General features: G+C 59.0%; 17 protein-coding genes, 1 pseudogene and 1 riboswitch. Of the genes and pseudogenes, 9 read left to right on the forward strand and 9 right to left on the reverse strand.

Translation table 11 applies throughout. The features are described from left to right. Positions 1 to 11 precede the first annotated feature (11 nt). The 3 genes from malG to ACUW6V_RS10560 all read left to right on the forward strand — a co-directional run bounded on the left by malG (position 12) and on the right by ACUW6V_RS10560 (position 2,218). Entirely contained in the window at positions 12 to 902 is an 891-nt protein-coding gene (malG, locus tag ACUW6V_RS10550; protein ID WP_004387533.1) for a maltose ABC transporter permease MalG, read from the forward strand. Positions 903 to 1,109: 207 nt separating this feature from the next. Further along, complete coding sequence (locus ACUW6V_RS10555) at positions 1,110 to 1,751, forward strand: hypothetical protein (protein WP_014727953.1); 642 nt, start codon at positions 1,110 to 1,112, stop codon at positions 1,749 to 1,751. Next, a complete protein-coding gene (locus ACUW6V_RS10560) occupies positions 1,751 to 2,218 on the forward strand; it encodes an acyltransferase (protein ID WP_012123611.1) in 468 nt (155 codons plus the stop codon). Before ACUW6V_RS10555 ends, ACUW6V_RS10560 begins: the two co-directional genes overlap by 1 nt. A 249-nt stretch (positions 2,219 to 2,467) precedes the next feature. On the opposite strand, the gene ACUW6V_RS10565 is transcribed toward ACUW6V_RS10560, so the two are convergent. The 5 genes from ACUW6V_RS10565 to pgi form a co-directional block, all read right to left on the reverse strand. Next, on the reverse strand, positions 2,468 to 4,564 hold the full coding sequence (locus tag ACUW6V_RS10565) for a YjbH domain-containing protein (RefSeq protein ID WP_085045363.1): 2,097 nt from the start codon (positions 4,562 to 4,564) through the stop codon (positions 2,468 to 2,470). Beyond that, positions 4,564 to 5,298: a capsule biosynthesis GfcC D2 domain-containing protein gene (locus tag ACUW6V_RS10570; protein WP_004387527.1), complete on the reverse strand. Its 735-nt coding sequence runs from the start codon at positions 5,296 to 5,298 to the stop codon at positions 4,564 to 4,566. The genes ACUW6V_RS10565 and ACUW6V_RS10570 overlap by 1 nt, the downstream gene beginning before the upstream one ends. Beyond that, positions 5,298 to 5,933 (reverse strand): YjbF family lipoprotein, encoded by a 636-nt coding sequence (locus ACUW6V_RS10575; protein WP_069682693.1) that lies wholly within the window; start codon positions 5,931 to 5,933, stop codon positions 5,298 to 5,300. Before ACUW6V_RS10575 ends, ACUW6V_RS10570 begins: the two co-directional genes overlap by 1 nt. Before the next feature lie 67 nt (positions 5,934 to 6,000). Next, positions 6,001 to 6,249, reverse strand: a complete 249-nt coding sequence (yjbE, locus tag ACUW6V_RS10580) for an exopolysaccharide production protein YjbE (protein WP_004387525.1) — start codon at positions 6,247 to 6,249, stop codon at positions 6,001 to 6,003. Positions 6,250 to 6,630: 381 nt separating this feature from the next. After that, positions 6,631 to 8,280 carry a glucose-6-phosphate isomerase gene (gene pgi / locus ACUW6V_RS10585; RefSeq protein ID WP_087600031.1) on the reverse strand — a complete coding sequence of 550 codons (1,650 nt, stop codon included), beginning with the start codon at positions 8,278 to 8,280 and terminating at the stop codon, positions 6,631 to 6,633. A gap of 627 nt (positions 8,281 to 8,907) precedes the next feature. Continuing rightward, positions 8,908 to 9,101: riboswitch (Lysine riboswitch) on the forward strand. Positions 9,102 to 9,214: 113 nt separating this feature from the next. Between pgi and lysC the strand changes: the two genes are divergently transcribed. After that, positions 9,215 to 10,567: a lysine-sensitive aspartokinase 3 gene (lysC, locus tag ACUW6V_RS10590; RefSeq protein ID WP_004387523.1), complete on the forward strand. Its 1,353-nt coding sequence runs from the start codon at positions 9,215 to 9,217 to the stop codon at positions 10,565 to 10,567. A gap of 23 nt (positions 10,568 to 10,590) precedes the next feature. Here lysC and ACUW6V_RS10595 read toward each other — a convergent pair whose 3' ends face one another. Genes ACUW6V_RS10595 through ACUW6V_RS10605 form a run of 3 tightly spaced genes read right to left on the reverse strand, consistent with a single transcriptional unit; the run spans position 10,591 to position 13,755 of the window. Beyond that, positions 10,591 to 11,376 carry a nucleotidyltransferase domain-containing protein gene (locus ACUW6V_RS10595; protein WP_007852504.1) on the reverse strand — a complete coding sequence of 262 codons (786 nt, stop codon included), beginning with the start codon at positions 11,374 to 11,376 and terminating at the stop codon, positions 10,591 to 10,593. 16 nt (positions 11,377 to 11,392) lie between these two features. Then, on the reverse strand, positions 11,393 to 12,619 hold the full coding sequence (locus ACUW6V_RS10600; protein ID WP_004387522.1) for an RtcB family protein: 1,227 nt from the start codon (positions 12,617 to 12,619) through the stop codon (positions 11,393 to 11,395). A gap of 2 nt (positions 12,620 to 12,621) precedes the next feature. After that, positions 12,622 to 13,755: a slipin family protein gene (locus ACUW6V_RS10605; RefSeq protein WP_007871440.1), complete on the reverse strand. Its 1,134-nt coding sequence runs from the start codon at positions 13,753 to 13,755 to the stop codon at positions 12,622 to 12,624. A gap of 114 nt (positions 13,756 to 13,869) precedes the next feature. Between ACUW6V_RS10605 and ACUW6V_RS10610 the strand changes: the two genes are divergently transcribed. The 5 genes and pseudogenes from ACUW6V_RS10610 to ACUW6V_RS10630 all read left to right on the forward strand — a co-directional run. Further along, complete coding sequence (locus ACUW6V_RS10610; protein ID WP_014727948.1) at positions 13,870 to 14,124, forward strand: hypothetical protein; 255 nt, start codon at positions 13,870 to 13,872, stop codon at positions 14,122 to 14,124. A gap of 106 nt (positions 14,125 to 14,230) precedes the next feature. Beyond that, on the forward strand, positions 14,231 to 15,823 hold the full coding sequence (rtcR, locus tag ACUW6V_RS10615) for an RNA repair transcriptional activator RtcR (protein ID WP_454038336.1): 1,593 nt from the start codon (positions 14,231 to 14,233) through the stop codon (positions 15,821 to 15,823). A 161-nt stretch (positions 15,824 to 15,984) separates the two neighbouring features. Beyond that, a complete protein-coding gene (panS, locus tag ACUW6V_RS10620) occupies positions 15,985 to 16,920 on the forward strand; it encodes a ketopantoate/pantoate/pantothenate transporter PanS (protein ID WP_454038337.1) in 936 nt (311 codons plus the stop codon). 90 nt (positions 16,921 to 17,010) lie between these two features. After that, positions 17,011 to 17,283 carry a DUF3811 domain-containing protein gene (locus ACUW6V_RS10625; protein WP_007702377.1) on the forward strand — a complete coding sequence of 91 codons (273 nt, stop codon included), beginning with the start codon at positions 17,011 to 17,013 and terminating at the stop codon, positions 17,281 to 17,283. Positions 17,284 to 17,339: 56 nt separating this feature from the next. Continuing rightward, a pseudogene (locus ACUW6V_RS10630) lies at positions 17,340 to 17,417 on the forward strand (addiction module antidote protein); the annotation flags it as partial. 16 nt (positions 17,418 to 17,433) lie between these two features. Here the strand turns inward: ACUW6V_RS10630 and ACUW6V_RS10635 are convergent. Continuing rightward, positions 17,434 to 19,065 carry a Na/Pi cotransporter family protein gene (locus tag ACUW6V_RS10635; RefSeq protein ID WP_454038338.1) on the reverse strand — a complete coding sequence of 544 codons (1,632 nt, stop codon included), beginning with the start codon at positions 19,063 to 19,065 and terminating at the stop codon, positions 17,434 to 17,436. Positions 19,066 to 19,436: the final 371 nt, after the last annotated feature.

Genomic DNA, 19,436 nt, shown 5'->3' on the forward strand with positions numbered 1-19,436 from the left:
GGAGATCCCACATGGCTATGGTGCAACCCAAATCGCAAAAGCTGCGTCTGCTGGCAACTCACCTGCTGCTGCTGGCGTTTATCGCCGCCATTATGTTCCCGCTGTTGATGGTCGTGGCGATTTCGCTGCGCCCCGGCAACTTCGCGACCGGTAGCCTCATCCCGGATCAAATCTCCTGGGAGCACTGGCGGCTGGCGCTCGGTTTCAGCGTGGAGCACGCCGACGGCCGTGTCACGCCGCCGCCGTTCCCGGTGCTGCTGTGGCTGTGGAACTCCGTGAAAATCGCGGGTATTACCGCGGCAGGCATCGTGGCACTCTCCACTACCTGCGCCTATGCCTTCGCCCGTATGCGTTTCCCGGGTAAAGGCGCGCTGCTGAAAGGCATGTTGATTTTCCAGATGTTCCCGGCGGTGCTGTCGCTGGTGGCGCTCTACGCCCTGTTTGACCGTCTCGGCCAGTACATTCCGTTTATCGGGCTTAATACGCACGGCGGCGTGATCTTCGCCTATCTGGGCGGCATCGCGCTGCATGTCTGGACGATCAAAGGCTATTTCGAAACCATCGACGGCTCGCTTGAAGAAGCGGCGGCGCTGGATGGCGCGACACCGTGGCAGGCGTTCCGGCTGGTGCTCTTGCCGCTGTCGGTGCCTATTCTTGCGGTGGTCTTTATTCTTTCGTTTATCGGCGCGATTACCGAAGTACCGGTCGCCTCGCTGCTGCTGCGCGATGTCGACAGCTACACCCTGGCGGTCGGCATGCAGCAATATCTCAACCCGCAAAACTACCTGTGGGGCGATTTCGCGGCGGCGGCCGTGCTGTCAGCCATCCCGATTACCGTGGTCTTCCTGCTGGCGCAGCGCTGGCTGGTAAGCGGCCTCACGGCGGGCGGGGTTAAAGGTTAAGTCTCTTCATCGTTATTTTGCCACTGTAGTACCATTGTATCCCTGACTAAGAAGTTGTTTTCGGCGGCCCGCGGGCCGCCTTTTTTTATGGGCGCTCGGGCTGTGGCAAGACTAAAAACGCAGCGAGCGTCTATAGTTAAAGGTTCAGGTTTTGCCCGGCCCGCGAGAGGCTGGCACCGTAACGCTTACTGATAACAGGGAAAGAAGATGAAAATAGCCTGCCTGCATACGGCGCAAAGCAATGTGGCGGTTTTTGATGAAGCTGCCCGTGCGCTGAATCTCCCGCAAGACGCCTTAACCCATAAAGTGATGCCGCATCTGCTCGAACAGGCGCAAGCCGCAGGCGGCGTCACGCCCGAAATTGAAAAAGAGACGATAGCGGCGCTCGCCGATCTGCGTACCGATGCCGACGTGGTGCTGCTCACCTGCTCTACGTTCGGCGGTGCCGCCGATTTTCTCGCGCAGGACCCGGGCATTATGCGTGTCGACCGCGCGCTGGCGCAGGCGACGGTGACCGCCGGACAGCCCGTCGTGGTGCTCTGCGCCGCGCCAACCACGCTGCACCCGACCGCCGCGCTGTTTCGTGCAACACTCCCGCCGACCACGCCGCTCGGTGTTGAGCTTATTCCCGACGCCTGGGCGCTGTTTGAGAGCGGCCAGCATGACGCCTTTCACCAGCGCGTCGCCGAAGCCGCTCAGCAGGCTTTCGCGCGCGGCGCAGGTTGTGTGGCGCTGGCGCAGGCTTCGATGGCGGGCGCGGAGCGTTATTTCAGCCACCCTAAACTGCTCACCAGCCCGCGCGCCGCGCTGACGCAGATTGCCGCGCGTATTGCGCGGGAGCGTGCGTGATGACGAATCCCGTGCCGGAATGGCGTGAAGTGGCCGTGCGCGATGTGACCGTCGGGCGCGACGTGGTGATTTATCAGCCTGCCAACGTGTATGGCTGCGAGCTGGGCGACGAGGTGTTTGTCGGCCCGTTTGTGGAGATCCAGCGCCATTCCCGCATCGGTCGCGGTACGCGGGTGCAGTCGCATACGTTTATTTGCGAGTATGTGACCATCGGCGAAGATTGTTTTATCGGCCACGGTGTGATGTTCGCCAATGATATGTTTCGCGACGGCAAGCCGGACCCGGACAGCGAGAATTGGGGGCGGATTGTGATTGGTAATGGGGTGTCCATTGGCAGTAATGCGACCATTCTCGCGGTGTCGATTTGCGACGGCGCGGTGATTGGCGCAGGCAGCGTGGTGACGAGGTCGATTACCGAGAAAGGCGTTTACGCCGGTAACCCGGCGCGGTTGTTGCGGCGATTGTAGTCATTACATTGCGTGGTGTGGCGGGTGCGCTGCGCTTACCCGCCCTACAACCTCTCACCCGCCGTTGCACATGAATCATCTGTAGGGTGGGTAAGCGCAGCGCACCCACCGTTAAACATGGGCCGTCCGTAGGGTGGGTAAGCGAAGCGCACCCGCCGTTAAACATGGGCCATCCGTAGGGTGGGTAAGCGCAGCGCACCCACCATCCCACATAACCCCCACCGCTCCGTAACCTGAACCACCGCACGATTACCGGAAATTCAGGCTCTTATCGCTGGTCATGCTATAGAGATCAAACTTACGGCCCAGCATCTGGCCGCCGTCACGGGTGAGCGGCGTCCAGCCGATCGCCGCGCGGCTGCGGGTCGGGCTGGTGGTGAAGAGATCAAACGGCACCGACACATACACGCCCTTGGTGAAATCGCCCTCGCCGTACTCCTCCGGCGACACATTAGTGATAGTCGCGTACGCGCCCACCACAATTCCGCTGTCGAAGTGTTTCGCGACCTCCAGCGTGCCGCCCTTATCGCCTGCCAGATACTGCCCGACGCTCGCTTTAATCAGCACATCCTGCGCAAATGGCGGCGTCCAGTACGCGGTCAGATGACCGGTTTTCACGCTGTAATCGGTGAATTTCATCATATTCTGCGGGCTGGTCCAGTCGCGCTGTTTCACGTAGTTGCCGTTAATACCGAACGCCCAGTTGCTGTCCACCGGACGCCACAGCACTTCCGCGCCCGCGCCGGCATACATGGTTTCCAGATAGCCCGCGTAGATCTGACCGTAGAAATCGCCGCCCAGATGCTGGAAGTAGTTCGCCTGCAGGTTGTTAACGTAATAGTTGTTCTCCACATATTCACGCACGCGGGTACGCACGCGCGGCAGCGGCGAATTATCTTTCGGGTCGGTGTAGTTGAACTTGTCGTAGTTATTCGCGAGGTTCACAAACACGCTGCCGGACGTCAGCAGGTGGTCGGTCATCCACCAGTCGGCGGTGCCCATCAGGCCCAGCTGGTACATGTAGAAGTTTTCCGGGCCGCCGATGGACTGGTTCAGCACCGGGTTTATCGCGACATTAAAGCGCGATTTCTCAATATACCAGCCCTGTTCCGGGTTCTCGGCAACGACCGGCGTCATGCGCTGCTGTGCGAGCGGCGTCTCATGGCCGAGCGGCTCACCTTCCAGATGACGCTTCAGGCTCGCCACGTCAGTCTCTGTTGTGACCTGCGGCATGTTAAGGCGCGTTTCGGTCACGCGGATACGGTTCACTCCCTGCGGCAGGTCATTCATGATGATGCGGTTGGCGCGCTCGACCCCTTCACGCGAATCACGGTATTTATACTGCTCGCCCGTCACGTAAAGCGTGTCGCCCTTCACCTGAATCTGCGGATCGTTAAGCCCGGCGTTGTATTTCAGCGAAGTGAGCTGGTTCGCCACCACGCTGTGCTGCAACACCGCGTCCTGCGGCTGCGGATCATATTCAGGGCGACGGTTGTCGGTGTAAGACGGGCGCAGATCGTTAAAGTTGGTGCGCAGCGTGAAGCCGAACATCACGGTGTTGCCGCGCTCGTAGCTCAGGTTAACGTCCGCCCAGTCGGCGACGCGGTAAATCGCGCCCACGTTGAATTTGCTTTTCTGATCGATTTTGCCCGCAAAGTCCTGGGTATAGTTGTTGCCTTCATACTCCAGCTTCAGGCGCAGCGGCTGCCACGGCGTCTGGTATTCGATACCGCCGAAAATCGCCGCCGGTCCGTGGAACATGGTGCTGCCGTCAATGGAGCCCGCGCGCTGATAGCTCGGGTCGCGGTAGCAGAATTTATCGTCGTACTGACAGAGTGGGTTCTTCACGTTGCCGCTCGTACCGAGATAGCCCCAGCCCAGACCGAGCGAGAAATCAAACGGCCCCCAGGCTTTGCTGGCGACCAGATATTCAGCGTCAAACAGCCCCGTACCGCCGATATCGCGCGCGCCCACCGCCACCTGCGGCAGCCAGTAGCCCTCTTCCCACAGGCGCAGCTTGAGATCGAACGCTTTATCTTTATAGGTCTGGTCGCCGGAGAACGCGTCAACGTTGGAGTATTCGCGGGTACGCACGTCGGTGTAGCGCAGCGTGGTTTCCAGCCACGGAAAGAGCTGAATGGACGCGGAGTAGTAACGATACTGATCGTTATCGCGATAGTTCAGGCTCAGCTCGCCCTCGCGCGCCATACGCGCCGTCGGCGTCTGCATCAGGCCGACGCCGCCGAAATCTGACTGCGAAGGGCCCACCGGTGCCGGATACGTTTCGGCATGGCAGGCGGAAGCGACCGCCAGCGCCAGCAGGCTGAAGTAGTAATGTTTTTTCATTAATCCGGTATCCGATGCGTCAGAGAAGAGATGATTTGCTCGTTCAGCCCGTCATACGCTGAAGTAAACGTATGGTCAGCGAAGCCGACATACAGAATGCTGCCGGGCATCGGCTCTACGTGGCGCTTATTCCAGTACGCCACCGGCACCTTTTCCACGCGCCCGGTCGGCTGAATCAGCCACGCGTAGCTGCGCTCGGCACCGCTCAGACGGCTGACGTCGTCCAGGTAATCGGTCACCGGTTTGCCGGGCGTAAACGTTTTTTTGCCCGGCGCGCTGACGAGCCCGACAAGCGTAATGGTGGACGGCTGCGGGCCCACCCACAGCTCGTAATCGCCTTCCAGCGGCGGGTTGTTGTGCGGACGCACCCGCACGCGGTCCGGGTCGAGGATCACTCTCTGACGGCCTGTCACTTTGATGGCCTGTAACTGCTGGTGCACGCGGTTAATCGCCGCGCCGTCATCGCCGCCCTCTTCGGCGGCAAGAGACGCGAGGCGATTTAACAGCACCTGATGCTGCGCCTGCGCCTCAACGCTTGCCTGACGTTCGCTGATAACCGCACCCAGCCACCAGCTGCCGGCTAACTGCGGTTGAGAAACCAGATCGGCGAGATGTTTCGCGCCGGAAACTTTTAGCGGCTGTGCATGGTCCCGATAAACGGTAATGGTGCCGTCGGCGAAAGCGCAAAAGCTGCCGAGGCTAAAAATCAGCGAAGCGATAAGTGTGGTTTTCATTATTTCGCTGCCTTCAACAGAATGGTGGTGACCGGAAAATACCCCGCACCCAGATATTGTTTTGACTGACGAATCTGCCCATCGCTGTCCACCCAGAAGCGGTTGTGCCAGGTGGCGGCTTCTGTGGTCACTTCTTCATCCAGAATGCGCACCGGCGTGATGTCGCTGCCCACTTTCAGGGTATCGGTACCATCCCAGGTAAAGGTGGAGCGGGCGGTGGCGTAACGCACCTGATGGCGTTCCGTCCAGCCCATCGTGCGCGTCCAGCTTGCGCCGTCGATAATCTGATTTGCGTGCGCCAGCGGATCGGCCGCCAGGTTGTTAATGTCTATCAGGTTATCGGCGAGGCTTAAGGTTTTCACGACGCGGCCATGCTGCGTCACGATCGTCGCGCGGTCCTGCGTCACCCATTTTTGCTGGCCGTTTTCAGAAAAAGCGAGCACCACAAAAAGCTGCGGGCCGTTATTCAGCGTCATGTACTGGCTGGCGTAGGGCATGTTCTGGATATCGTCATCCGTGAGCTGCACGCCATCCGGGCCGAAAATACTTTGCCTGAGTGAATTGCCGAGTCCCTTGGTCGTGGTGGAGCAGGCCTGAATCATCAGGCACATCAACACAATCGCGAGTCGCTTCACGATATTTCCCCAAAAAAGTCAAAATAACCACACCGTAGTGTGGTTATGGTTAAAGCCCCCGAAGGGTTTACTGGGTGGCAGTGCTGGTGGTGGTGGTGGTCGTGGTCCCGGTGTTGGAACCATCGCCGCCGCCGGTGGCGGCAAGCGCCACACCAACAACCGACCCTACAGTGCTTGACGCGGTGGCGCTGGAGCTGCCAACCGACACGGAGGTCGCTGCCGAGCCTGCCGCTTCACCGACGCTAACCGGTGCAGCCTGGGCTGAGACAGCGCCAAGCGCTGCAATGGCGAAAACGCCACTAAGGATTTTCTTCATATCAATTTCCCTTCATTGAATGAATGGAGATTTACCTGAAAAGCTTTTCAGGCGCTTCCGAGTATACACAACAACCCCTGCCGGTTTACGACACAGGGAAATAGGCACAGGGTTTTAGGATAATTAGACAAACAGTGAAGGATGGCGTAATAGATTTTATATAAATTGCCTGTTTTTCAACTTGTTATAATATATCCCTGCAAAATGGAAATCCGGTTTATCTGAAACATTTCAGGCGTGCAGAAGCCGGGCACGGCGATTTTCGGATTAACCTCAAGATTAAAGAGTAGCGGGACGCGGGCGAACAACAAGATTTATCTGAGAAAAAAATGCCGGCATATTGCCGGCATCATTACGCTTATTTGACACGCTTATTTAAAATCAACCGCGCCATGCTTTATAACGGTTAATTAAGCCGTTGGTGGAGCTGTCGTGGCTGGCGATTTCTTTGTTATCACCCAGTTCCGGCAGAATGCGGTTAGCAAGCTGTTTGCCGAGCTCCACGCCCCACTGGTCGAAGGTGAAGATGTTCAGAATGGCGCCCTGGGTGAAGATTTTGTGCTCGTAGAGCGCAATCAGCGCGCCCAGGCTGAACGGAGTGATTTCACGCAGCAGAATAGAGTTGGTCGGGCGGTTGCCTTCAAACACCTTGAACGGCACCACGTTTTCCAGCTGAGCCGGATCTTTGCCCTGGTCGCGGAACTCTTGTTCCACCACGTCGCGGGATTTACCGAACGCCAGCGCTTCGGTCTGGGCGAAGAAGTTCGAGAGCAATTTCTGATGGTGATCAGAGAGCGGGTTATGCGTAATCGCTGGCGCGATGAAATCGCACGGCACCAGTTTAGTGCCCTGGTGGATCAGCTGATAGAACGCGTGCTGGCCGTTAGTGCCCGGCTCACCCCAGATAATCGGGCCGGTCTGGTAATCCACGGCGTTGCCGTTGCGGTCAACGTATTTGCCGTTGGATTCCATATTGCCCTGCTGGAAGTACGCCGCGAAACGGTGCATGTACTGGTCGTACGGCAGAATCGCTTCGGTTTCGGCACCAAAGAAGTTGTTGTACCAGATGCCAATCAGCGCCAGCAGCACCGGCAGGTTTTTCTCAAACGGCGTGGTGGAGAAGTGTTTGTCCATCTCGTGCGCACCGGAGAGCAGCTCGACAAAGTTGTCGTAACCCACGGACAGAATGATGGAGAGGCCAATCGCCGACCACAGGGAGTAACGGCCGCCGACCCAGTCCCAGAACTCAAACATATTGGCGGTATCAATGCCAAATTCGCCGACCGCTTTGGCGTTGGTGGAGAGCGCCGCGAAGTGCTTCGCCACGTGTTTTTCGTCACCGGCGGTTTTCAGGAACCAGTCACGCGCGCTGTGGGCGTTGGTCATGGTTTCCTGGGTGGTGAAGGTTTTAGACGCCACCAGGAACAGGGTGCTTTCCGGGTTCACTTTTTTCAGCACTTCGGCGATGTGGGTGCCGTCGACGTTAGAAACAAAGTGCATGTTGAGGTGGTTTTTGTACGGGCGCAGCGCTTCGGTCACCATGAACGGGCCGAGGTCAGAGCCGCCGATACCGATGTTCACCACGTCAGTGATGGGTTTGCCGGTATAGCCTTTCCATTCGCCGGAGATAATGGCCTCGGAGAATTTTTTCATCTTCTCCAGCACGGCGTTCACTTCCGGCATCACATCTTTGCCGTCTACCAGAATCGGCGTATTGCTGCGGTTACGCAGTGCGACGTGCAGTACGGCGCGGTCTTCAGTGCGGTTGATCTTCTCGCCGGAGAACATCGATTTAATGGCACCCGCCAGATCGGTCTCTTTTGCCAGGTCCAGCAGCTTGCTGAGGGTTTCTTCTGTGATGCGGTTTTTGGAGTAGTCCACCAGCATCTGATCGTTGAAGGTGGCGGAGAATTTACCGAAGCGGTCAGCGTCTTTCGCGAAGAGTTCCGCGAGGGTGACATCCTTCATCGCGTCGAAGTGATTTTGTAGTGCCTGCCAGGCAGAAGTCTGCGTTGGGTTGATGTTTTTCATAGCAATACTCTTGTGATTTGAGAATTGTGACTGCGGTCGATTGTAGCGCCAGTCGCTGAAATTGTGATGATTTTTATCATAAGGCCGGACGCCAGCCTCCCCGGCGACAAGAGAAAAGTATAGTCGTTATAAGTTATTTTCCTGGCAGCCTGCGTAATATGAAAAATCCCCATGACCGTATCGTTGACAATCCCCCGGCCAACCCTTTATTTATGAATAAGTACCGGCCCGACGCGCCCTGCGCGCGCCTGGCCTGTTTTTTTCTGCGGCTTTAGTTACTTGCTTACGCAACCTGAAGCCGTCTCTGACGCCCGCTTAGGGTTTTGCACATTACGGCAATAAAACAGCAGCACGGCGTCAGCGTTTTTCAGATGAGTTCGGGTATGGCAAGTGCAACCAATGCCGCCATAGCCTGAGAAAGAAAGAGAACACGATTTTCAAACGGTTTGGGGTTACGCGCAGGCGGCGACGCAGCGAAGTAGCCACAAACAGGACGAAAATCATTGTTTTCCAAAATAGTTCGGGGTGTGGCAAGGCGGTAAGCGCGCGCATCCCCAGGAGCATACAAAAGTATGTGACTGGGGTGAGCAAGCGCAACCAACGCCGCCACAGCCTGAAATATGAAGGAAAACCGGAAGAGGCGCGTCGGCCAGGTAACGTGTGCGAGGAACCCGTCCTACGACCACACGCGAGGGGGAACGACGCCGAGATGGCGCGCTGTCTGGTAAGGCGCGTCATCGGCTGCAGGGGCTGAATCCCCTGGGCTGTCACCCGAAACGACGGCAGTCGAACGTTTCGCAAGGTGGAGCGCTTCTGGGTGTATCGTAACGTTGGTTTTATCCTCCTGCGTCCGCCCCTTTACTGCGCTTTCCTTGTGCCCAGGCTGAACAGATTCCGCCATACATGATGAATGGCGCCCTGACACGAGGTTGTTATGACAGATTCTTTAGTGGTCGCTAAATTTGGCGGCACCAGCGTGGCGGATTTCGACGCCATGAACCGCAGCGCCGATGTCGTTCTGGACGACGGTCACGTCCGTCTGGTGGTGCTTTCCGCCTCCGCCGGGATCACCAACCTGCTGGTGGCGCTGGCAGAAGGCCTCGAAGCGACCGAGCGCTATGTAAAGCTCGACGCCATCCGCAAAATTCAGTACGACATTCTGGAGCGCCTGCAAAACCCGACGGTTATCCGCGAAGAGATTGATCGCCTGCTGGAAAACATCGCCACGCTTTCCGAAGCCGCGTCGCTTGCGACCTCCACCGCGCTTACCGATGAGCTGGTCAGCCACGGCGAGCTGATGTCCACCCTGCTGTTTGTCGAAATCCTGCGCGAGCGCGGTGTGGACGCGCTGTGGTTTGACGTGCGTAAAGTGATGCGCACCAGCGACCGCTTTGGCCGCGCCGAGCCGGATATCGCGGCGCTCGCCGAACTCTGCACGCAGCAGCTCGCGCCGCGCCTGGCGGAAGGGCTGGTGATCACCCAGGGTTTTATCGGCAGCGAAGCCAAAGGACGCACCACCACGCTTGGCCGCGGCGGCAGCGACTATACCGCCGCCCTGCTCGCCGAGGCGCTGAAAGCGCGTCGCGTGGATATCTGGACCGACGTGCCGGGCATTTACACCACCGATCCGCGCGTGGTGCCCGCCGCGAAACGCATTGATGAAATCGCCTTTGAAGAAGCCGCCGAGATGGCGACATTCGGCGCGAAAGTGCTGCACCCGGCGACGCTGCTGCCCGCCGTGCGCAGCGATATTCCGGTGTTTGTCGGCTCCAGCAAAGACCCAAAAGCAGGCGGCACGCTGGTGTGCAACAAAACCACCAACCCGCCGCTGTTCCGCGCGCTGGCGCTGCGCCGCAAGCAGACGCTGCTGACGCTCCACAGCCTGAACATGCTGCACTCGCGCGGTTTCCTCGCGGAAGTGTTCAGCATCCTGGCGCGGCATAATATTTCGGTCGATCTGATCACCACGTCGGAAGTGAGCGTGGCGCTGACGCTCGACACGACCGGCTCCACGTCAACCGGCGATACGCTGCTGACGCAGGCGCTGCTGACCGAGCTCTCCTCGCTCTGCCGCGTGGAGGTGGAAGAAAACCTGGCGCTGGTGGCGTTGATTGGCAATAACCTCTCAAAAGCCTGCGGCGTCGGCAAAGAGGTGTTTGGCGTGCTGGAGCCGTTTAACATCCGCATGATTTGCTACGGCGCGTCGAGCTATAACCTCTGCTTCCTGGTGCCGGGCAACGATGCCGAACAGGTCGTCCAGAAGCTGCACCACAATCTCTTCGAGTAAACCAAAAAAATGGCCTGACATTGTCAGGCCATCACCGTGTCATAAAGCAGCTTATCTAACAGACTCGCCTGCGCCTTTTCACTCTGCGGCAGCTCCGGCGGCGTTTCGCCGCGCGCCAGCTCTGCGGCGATAAACGCGTGTATCCGCGGCATCGGTGCGCCGTACTCGGCCTCACCCGCCCGCTGTTTGGCGGCAAGCAACGTGTCGATTTCCGCCCGCAGCAGCGGATCGTTCACCGTGCCCTCCAGCAGCGTGCGAAAGCGCATCGGCGGCGCGCCCTTACCGGCCTCCACCCAGCGCACCGCCAGCAGCGGGCGCAGCACGTAGAAATATTTCTTCAGCCGCACCGTCTCGCCCTGCAAATAACTGTGAAAGTTTTTGCGGGCCATCGAGTAGTAGTGCCAGCGCGCACGCTCAGCCGAGAACCACTGCGGCACCTGGTCGCGCAGCGCGCCGATGGCGGTTTCATCCTGCCGGTAGACGATGGGAGAGTCGAGCCACTCGATAAGCGTCGGGTTCGCCCGCTTGAGCAGCCCGAGCGCCTTGCGCCACTCCCAGCCGCAGACGTCGAGCGTGTCGTCGATGGGCAGCTCGATGACATCGCGCGGCGCATCGACCCGTAAATACCACTCAGGCGGATGCACATAGAGAAAGCGCACGTCATAGTCGCTGTCCGGCGAGGCAAAACCCCAGCCCCGGCTGCCCGATTCACAGGCGTAAAGCACCTTCACGCCATACTTTGTTTCCACGTCGTTTAACACCTGCCGCACGCGCTCGCGCATGGCGGCATCCACCCCGTTCAGTTCCATCATTTTTCCTTAAAAATTATCCTTTCACGCACACGACCTGACGCAGCGTATGCACAATTTCCACCAGCGACAACTGCGCGGCCATCACGGCGTCGATGTCTTTATACGCCATCGGGATCTCATCAATGACATCGCTGTCTTTACGGCACTCCACGTGCGCCGTGGCGCGGATTTGATCTTCCACCGTGAAGCGTTTTTTCGCCGCGGTACGGCTCATCGCGCGCCCTGCGCCGTGGCTGCATGAACAGAAGCTCTCTTCGTTTCCCAGCCCGCGCACGATAAAGCTTTTGGCGCCCATAGACCCCGGAATGATCCCCATCTGGCCTTTTTGCGCGGACACCGCGCCTTTGCGCGTCACCAGGATCTCTTCACCAAAATGCGTCTCTTTCTGCACATAGTTATGGTGGCAGTTCACGGCCTCCTGCTGCGTCATAAACGGCTTCGTGATAATCGAGGAAAGCGCCGCCAGCACGCGGTTCATCATCACTTCGCGGTTCTGGCGCGCGAAATCCTGCGCCCACTCCACCGCCTCGATGTAATCGGCGTAGTGCTTGCTGCCTTCTTCAAAATAGGCGAGATCGCGGTCCGGCAGATTCGCCATATGGCGCTGCATATCTTTCTGCGCAAGCCCGATGAAATGGGTGCCGATGGCGTTACCCACGCCGCGCGATCCGCTGTGCAGCATCACCCACACGCGCTCCTGTTCATCAAGGCAGATCTCGATAAAGTGATTACCCGTTCCGAGCGTTCCCAGATGCTGATGATTGTTAGTCTTCAGCAGGTTGGGGTATTTATCCGTCAGGCGTTTAAAGCGCGGGGCAAGCGATGCCCAGTGGTGATCCACATCCTGCGGCGTGTTCGACCACGCGCCTTTATCACGCTGGCCGCGCCCTGTGGTGCGCCCGTGCGGAACCGCCTGTTCGATGGCGCTGCGCAGCCCGCTCAGGTTATCCGGCAGATCGCGCGCCACGAGCGACGTGCGCACCGCGATCATCCCGCAGCCGATATCCACGCCCACCGCCGCCGGGATAATCGCCCCTTTGGTCGGGATCACGCTGCCGATGGTCGATCCTTTACCGAGATGCACATCCGGCATTACCGCCAGGTGTTTAAAAATAAACGGCATTTTCGCCGTTTTCAGCAGCTGCTCACGCGCTTCCGGCTCTACCGGCACGCCGTGGGTCCACATTTTTACCGGCGCGCCGTTAGCCTGCGCCAGCGTCTGATAGCTATTCTCTTGCATTGTTATACCCCTTTAATCTGTACCAGCCCCTGCAGCACCTGATCCAGGCCGCCGAATACGGAGATCTTATCGATACGCTCCGCCACTTTTTCCAGGGTTTCGAGCTCTTTCAGTCGCAGTGCGACCGGATTGTTTTCCATGACTTTTGCGGTGTTCAGCAGCGAACGGGTCGCGGCGGTCTCTTCACGGCGTCGAATCACGTTCGCCTGCGCGGATTTCTCCGCCTCCACCAGCCGCGACAAAATCGTTTTCATGTCGCCCGGCAGCACGATGTCTTTCACGCCGGTCGACGCCACGTCGATACCAAACGGTGCCATACGGGCGATAACCTGCGCGCTCACCACATCGTCGATGATCTGTTTATTTTCCAGCAGCTCATCGAGCGTGCGGGTGCCGACCGCCTCGCGCAGCGCAAACTGCAGCTCGCGGTATAAATGCTCCAGCGGTTTGGCAAGCTGGCTGTACGCCTGCAACACATCCTGATAGCGCCAGTTGGCCCCCAGGTTAATGCGCAGGTTCACTTTATCTTTGGTCAGGATCTCCTGCCCGGAGACTTCCATCGCCTGAAGGCGTGTATCCACGACTTCCGCCTCCACCAGATGGTTGATTTTCCAGTACGCGCTTAAGCCTGGCGGCAGCAGCGGCTGCGTAACGCCGTCGATTTTCAGCACGCCCACGTGCCAGGCGGGCACATTGACGGTCAGGATAGCGTCGCGCCCTTTCACTACGGCATCGCGGCAGCGCGGCTGCAACACGGCGGCCATTATCTCCGTCGGCACCTGTACGTCGCGGGTATCCATACGCACGGCGCGCAGGCTGTCGCCGTCGCGCCAGAAGAGACGCCGCGCGCCCGGCGGGATAATTTCCACCAGCACGTTGTTACGCCACAGCGCCGCGGTTTCGTTATCGGCGGTATCAACCGCCAGGCAATATTTCTCTACCCATTCTGGCTGAAAACGGCGCAGATAGTCGGCCAGTTCCGGCGCGACGTCACCGCTGTTCATCTCCACCAGCGTCACGTCCGGTTTGTTAAACCACGGCAGGCGATGTTCGCCCGCTTCCAGCACCTGATAAAAATCGCCCTGTTTTGCCAGTAAACCCAGCTGGCCTTTACGAATCGTCACTTTGTTATTCATTTTTTTCCCTTACTGTTGTGGCTGACGCGGATAACGGCGCGAAGCGGGAGGGGGAAGCTACCTCTGTTCCGGTCTTTTCTGCCTGCCGCCCGGCGCCGTTACCGGCGTCAGTGTGTGGCGGTCGCTAACGACTCAACCGCCGGGGTACTGCTTTTAACGTTTCTCTGGAAGGAGAAAGAAAGTTCAGGAGTCGAACCTGATAAACCGACCGTTTTCCACGTCATTGCACTGGCGGAACGCCCCCTGGATAACGTGTTACCGTTCCCGGTGCGCCGGCGGGGCTATAAACCCCTGCATACCCAGCGTGCTGACGAAGTGATAATTGCCAGAAGCGTGCCAGTTTCGGTTAAGGTGAAAATAAATTTTTAATATGTTGATTATTAAGAGATAAATTTTTTATTCGATGCGCGACGGCTATAACAGAAAGGCGTATGATTTATCTTTTAATATCGTTATTTATCTTTAAGGATAAGAGATGCAAAAGCGTCGCGTGGTGATTGGCATGCTGGGCACCGTACTGGACCGGCGCGGTAAGCGCGCCAACCGCTGGAATAAATGGCGTCCGTCCGTCGCGCTGTGCCAGCAGCCCGGTTTGCCTGTCGACCGTTTTGAACTGCTGTACCAGGCGCGCGACGCGTCGCTCGCAGAGCGGGTCACAGAAGATATCGCCGCCGTCTCGCCGCATACCGAAGTACGCCCGCACACCGTGGTGATGGACGATCCGTGGGATTTCGAGGAGGTGTACGCCGCGCTGCTGGATTTCGCCACGCGCTATCCCTTTGATACCGATAACGAAGAGTATCTGGTGCATATCACCACCGGCACGCACGTGGCGCAGATCTGCTGGTTCCTGCTGACCGAAGCGCGGTATCTCCCGGCGGCGCTGTTACAGACCAGCCCCGATCGTCAGGGCGACGATGAAGCGCAGAAAACCATCGGCACGGCGTCGGTCATCGATCTCGATTTAAGCCGCTATGCGACGCTGACCAGCCGCTTCCAGCGCGAGCAGCAGCAGTCGGTGTCGTTCCTCAAATCCGGCATCGACACCCGCAACGCCACGTTTAACCGTCTGATCGACCAGATCGAGCGCGTGGCGCTGCGATCCACCGCGCCGATTCTGCTGACGGGGCCGACCGGCGCGGGGAAATCGTTTCTCGCAAAGCGCATTTTCCAACTGCGCCAGGCGCGGCATCTGGTGCAGGGAAAACTGGTCTCCGTGAACTGCGCGACGCTTCGCGGCGATAACGCGATGTCGACGCTCTTTGGCCACGTGAAGGGCGCGTTTACCGGCGCGCAGCAGGCGCGGCCAGGGCTACTGCGCGAGGCCGACGGCGGCGTGCTGTTTCTGGATGAAATCGCTGAGCTGGGGCTCGATGAACAGGCGATGCTGCTGAAAGCTATTGAGGAAAAGACCTTTTTCCCGTTCGGCGCGGATAAAGAAGTGCAGAGCGATTTTCAGCTGATCGCCGGTACGCACCGCGACATGGCGCGATGGGTGGCTGAAGGCCGTTTTCGCGAAGATCTCTTTGCGCGTATTAATATGTGGGCCTTCGCATTGCCGGGCCTCGCCGAGCGCCGCGAGGATATCGCGCCGAACGTGGAGTATGAGCTACAGCGCTTCTCGGCCCAGCAGCAGACCCAGATCCGCTTTGATAAAACGGCGCGCGAAAATTATCTCGCCTTCGCCTGCTCGCCGCAGGCGCGCTGGCCGGGCAACTTTCGCGAACTGGGCAGCTCGGTGGCGCGCATGGCGACGCTTGCCGAGCAGGGTCGCATTACCGACGCCTTAGTCGAGGAGGAAATCGGCCGTCTTACCGCGAGCTGGCGGCCGCTCGCAGACCCTGCCGCCGCGCTGCCTGTCGATACCGCAACGCTCGATCTCTTCGACCAGGATCAGCTGGCGGCGGTTGTTGCCGTGTGCAGGCGTAGCGCCTCGCTCTCTGAGGCCGGACGCACGCTGTTTGCGGTTTCGCGCCAGAAGAAAGCCAACCCGAACGACGCCGACCGGCTGCGTAAATATCTGGCGCGTTTTGGGCTGAGCTGGGAGCAGGTTAAAGCCCCTGAATGAGGCCTTTTCATCATAATTTGTTTGAATAACTTTCCTTCGCACGATAAACAATAACAATGGCCGGGCTCGATCCCAGCCTGTTTATAACGACACAACACAACATTCTCCCCGGCGATGCCGCGTTACGACGACGGTTCGCCACGGGGTGCAAGGAAAACACGATGCTCGCGACACTCACCCGGCTGTTCCCGCTCTGGGCGCTGCTGCTCTCGGTTATTGCTTATTACACGCCCGCCACGTTTACGCCCATCGGCCCGTGGGTCAGCACATTATTAATGCTGATTATGTTTGGTATGGGCGTACACCTGAAACTCGATGATTTTAAACGCGTGCTGTCGCGCCCCGCACCGGTGGCCGCAGGGATTTTCCTGCACTATCTGGTGATGCCGCTGGCCGCCTGGCTGCTGGCGATGCTGTTTCATATGCCGCCGGATCTCTCGGTCGGTATGGTGCTGGTGGGGAGCGTGGCGAGCGGTACGGCGTCTAACGTTATGATCTATCTGGCGAAAGGTGACGTGGCGCTGTCGGTGACCATTTCGTCAGTCTCAACGCTGGTAGGCGTGGTCGCCACGCCGCTGCTGACGCGCCTCTATGTTGACGCGCATATTCAGGTCGATGTGATGGGGATGCTGCTGAGCATTCTGCAAATCGTGGTGATCCCGATTGCGCTCGGGCTTATCGTGCATCACCTGTTCCCGCGCGTGGTGAAAGCGGTGGAGCCTTACCTGCCCGCGTTTTCCATGGTTTGCATCCTGGCGATTATCAGCGCCGTGGTGGCGGGCTCCGCCTCGCATATCGCGTCCGTCGGGCTGATGGTGATTGTGGCGGTGATTCTGCATAACAGTATCGGCCTGCTCGGCGGCTACTGGGGCGGGCGTCTCTTCGGCTTTGACGAATCCACCTGCCGGACGCTGGCGATTGAAGTCGGGATGCAAAACTCCGGGCTTGCCGCCGCGCTCGGCAAACTCTATTTCTCGCCGCTCGCGGCCCTGCCCGGCGCGCTGTTCTCGGTGTGGCATAACCTCTCCGGCTCGCTGCTCGCGGGCTACTGGTCCGGCAAACCGGTCGACAAAAACGCGCGGCGTTCCGGACGCTAATCAAATAAGCCCGGCGAAACCGGGCTTATTTACTGAGTTAGCGGCGGCGTTGCGTTACACTGGCACCTCACCCCCTGAGGAGTCGCCACTATGTCCCTGCCCCGACTGACCCAGAAAGAGATGACGGAAAGCGAACAGCGCGAATTAAAAACCCTGCTCGACCGCGCCCGCATCGCCCATGGCCGCCCGCTTACCAATTCCGAAGCCAACCACGTCAAAAAAGAGTATATCGACAAGCTGATGGCGCAGCGCGAACAGGCGGCGAAGCAGACGCGCAAACAGAAAAAAGCGCAGGCGTATAAACCGGACAGCGACGCGACCTTTTCATGGTCCGCCAGCACGCCCGTGCGGGGCAGGCGTTAAGCCTTCTTCTTACGAAAATGCTGGCTGACCTGCCAGAGAACCAGTGGAGATAATGTGATAAAGGCAACCCAACGCTTAAAACCACGCTGGCAGTGATGAAAGCGTTGGGTCTCGGTTTAACGGTTAAATCATAAAAGCGGCTTTGTAAGGCTACTCTTCCAGCCGCTCCTCATCGTCATCCGGCTGTTCGAGAATGCTGTAGGCCACGGCGCAGAACAGCGAGTTCAGGCGCTTCATATCGCCAAGCAATCCCAGATGCAGCGAGCTGGTTTCGATACTCTGCACGTTTTGCTGATGCAGCCGGTCCACATGCGCGTGCGCGTAGCGGCGGTTGAGAATGCGAAAACGGTGCTTATGGCGTCGCAGGCGGCGAGCGCTTTGCACGTCGCCCGCGAAAAAGACCGACAGGCTGAGCTTCAGGTTGGCGGTCAGTTTCTCCAGCAGCGTATCCAGCTCTTTCACGCCTTCCGGTGAAAACGCGCGGCGCGCGGCCAGCGATTTATTCGCCACTTCGCTGCCCATACGCTCCAGAATATCCGCCGCCTGTTCAAGGTTTAGCGACATTTCAATGATTTCCGCCCAGCGCTTCGCCTCATCTTCCGCCAGATCTTCTTTCGGCATGCGCGCCATATAAAGCTTAATGGCGGTGTAGAGCACATCCACGTCGTCGGCGAGCCGCCGCAGTGCCTTCTCCTGACGCGGTTCGCCATGCATCACTTTGCCGTAGACCTCCAGCATCTGCTCCAGCACGTCGCCGATGCGCAGCGTTTCGCGCGCGGCGTTGGCGAGGCCCAGCGCTGGCGTGTCCAGCGCACTCGGGTCAAGATGCCGGGGCTTCATGCGCAGATCGGTTTCCGGGGCGTCCGGGATGATGCGCTGACAGAGACGCGCCATCATGCCCGCGAAGGGCACCATCACCAGGCAACGGATGAGGTTATAGAAGACGTGGAAATAGATAACCAGTTCCGATTCCTCTACCGGCAGCCTGTGCAGGGATTGCGCCAGCAGCGGCACGAAAGGCAGCACCAGCACGCTGCCCACCAGCTTAAACAGCAGACTGCCGAGCGCCACGCGTCGCGCCGCCGGGCTGGCGGCACCGTTGTTGAGCATCGCGAGCAGGCCGGAGCCGAGGTTTGCGCCAATCACCAGACAGAGCGCCACCTGAAAGGAGATGACATCCGTGGCGGTGAGCGTCGCGGTGAGCAGAACCGCCGCCAGGCTTGAGTAGCTGATGACCGCGAACACCGCGCCTATGAGCGCGTCGAGCATGATATCGCCGGTGAGCGAGGCGAAAATGACCTGTACGCCGGAGGCGTTGGTGATGGGCGTGACCGCCTGCACGATGAGCTCCAGCGCCTGCAAAATCAGCCCAAGGCCGATAGCGACGCGCCCGAGCTGGCCTGCGCGGCTCTGTTTACGGCCCAGAAAGAAGATGACGCCGATAAAAATCAGCAGCGGCGAGAGCCACGAGAGATCGAAGGTGAGCACGCGCGCCATGAGCGCCGTACCGACATCCGCGCCAAGCACGATGACGAGCGCGGGCGTCAGCGCCACCAGATCCTGCGCGACGAACGAGGTGACAAGCAGCGTGGTGGCGTTGCTGCTCTGCACCAGCGCCGTCACGCCAATGCCCGCGCAGAAGGCGAGCGGTTTTTTCTCAACGCTGCGGCTGAGCACGCTTCTTAAGCGCGCGCCGAAGACGCGCATGACGCCGGTACGCACGATGTGAGTGCCCCAGACGAGCAGCGCCACAGCAGAAAGCAGGTGTAACAGCGTTAACACGGCTTCTCCTTATCGTTGTGTTTTCCTAAGAAGCAGGCGCGATGCCGCTCCTTTGATGAGTATAAGTAATTAACCGGAGGAAGTATTGGCGGGTGGGTATATGAAGGGTCAACCGGGAGTTGAATTAGGCGGGAATGATGGGTGCTGGATCATGACGGAACGGCGGGTGCGCTGCGCTTACCCGCCCTACGTTTCGGTTGTAGGGTGGGTAAGCCGCGCGCATCCACCAGCGCGTTGATGAGGGCGGAAATAGCGGTTGTTGGATCATGACGGGAACGGCGGGTGCGCTGCACTTACCCGCCCTACGTTTCAGTTGTAGGGTGGGTAAGCCGTGCGCACCCACCGGCGCGTTGATGAGCGCGGAAATAGCG

It is taken from the genome of Cronobacter sp. 153480017-3 (assembly GCF_053627815.1).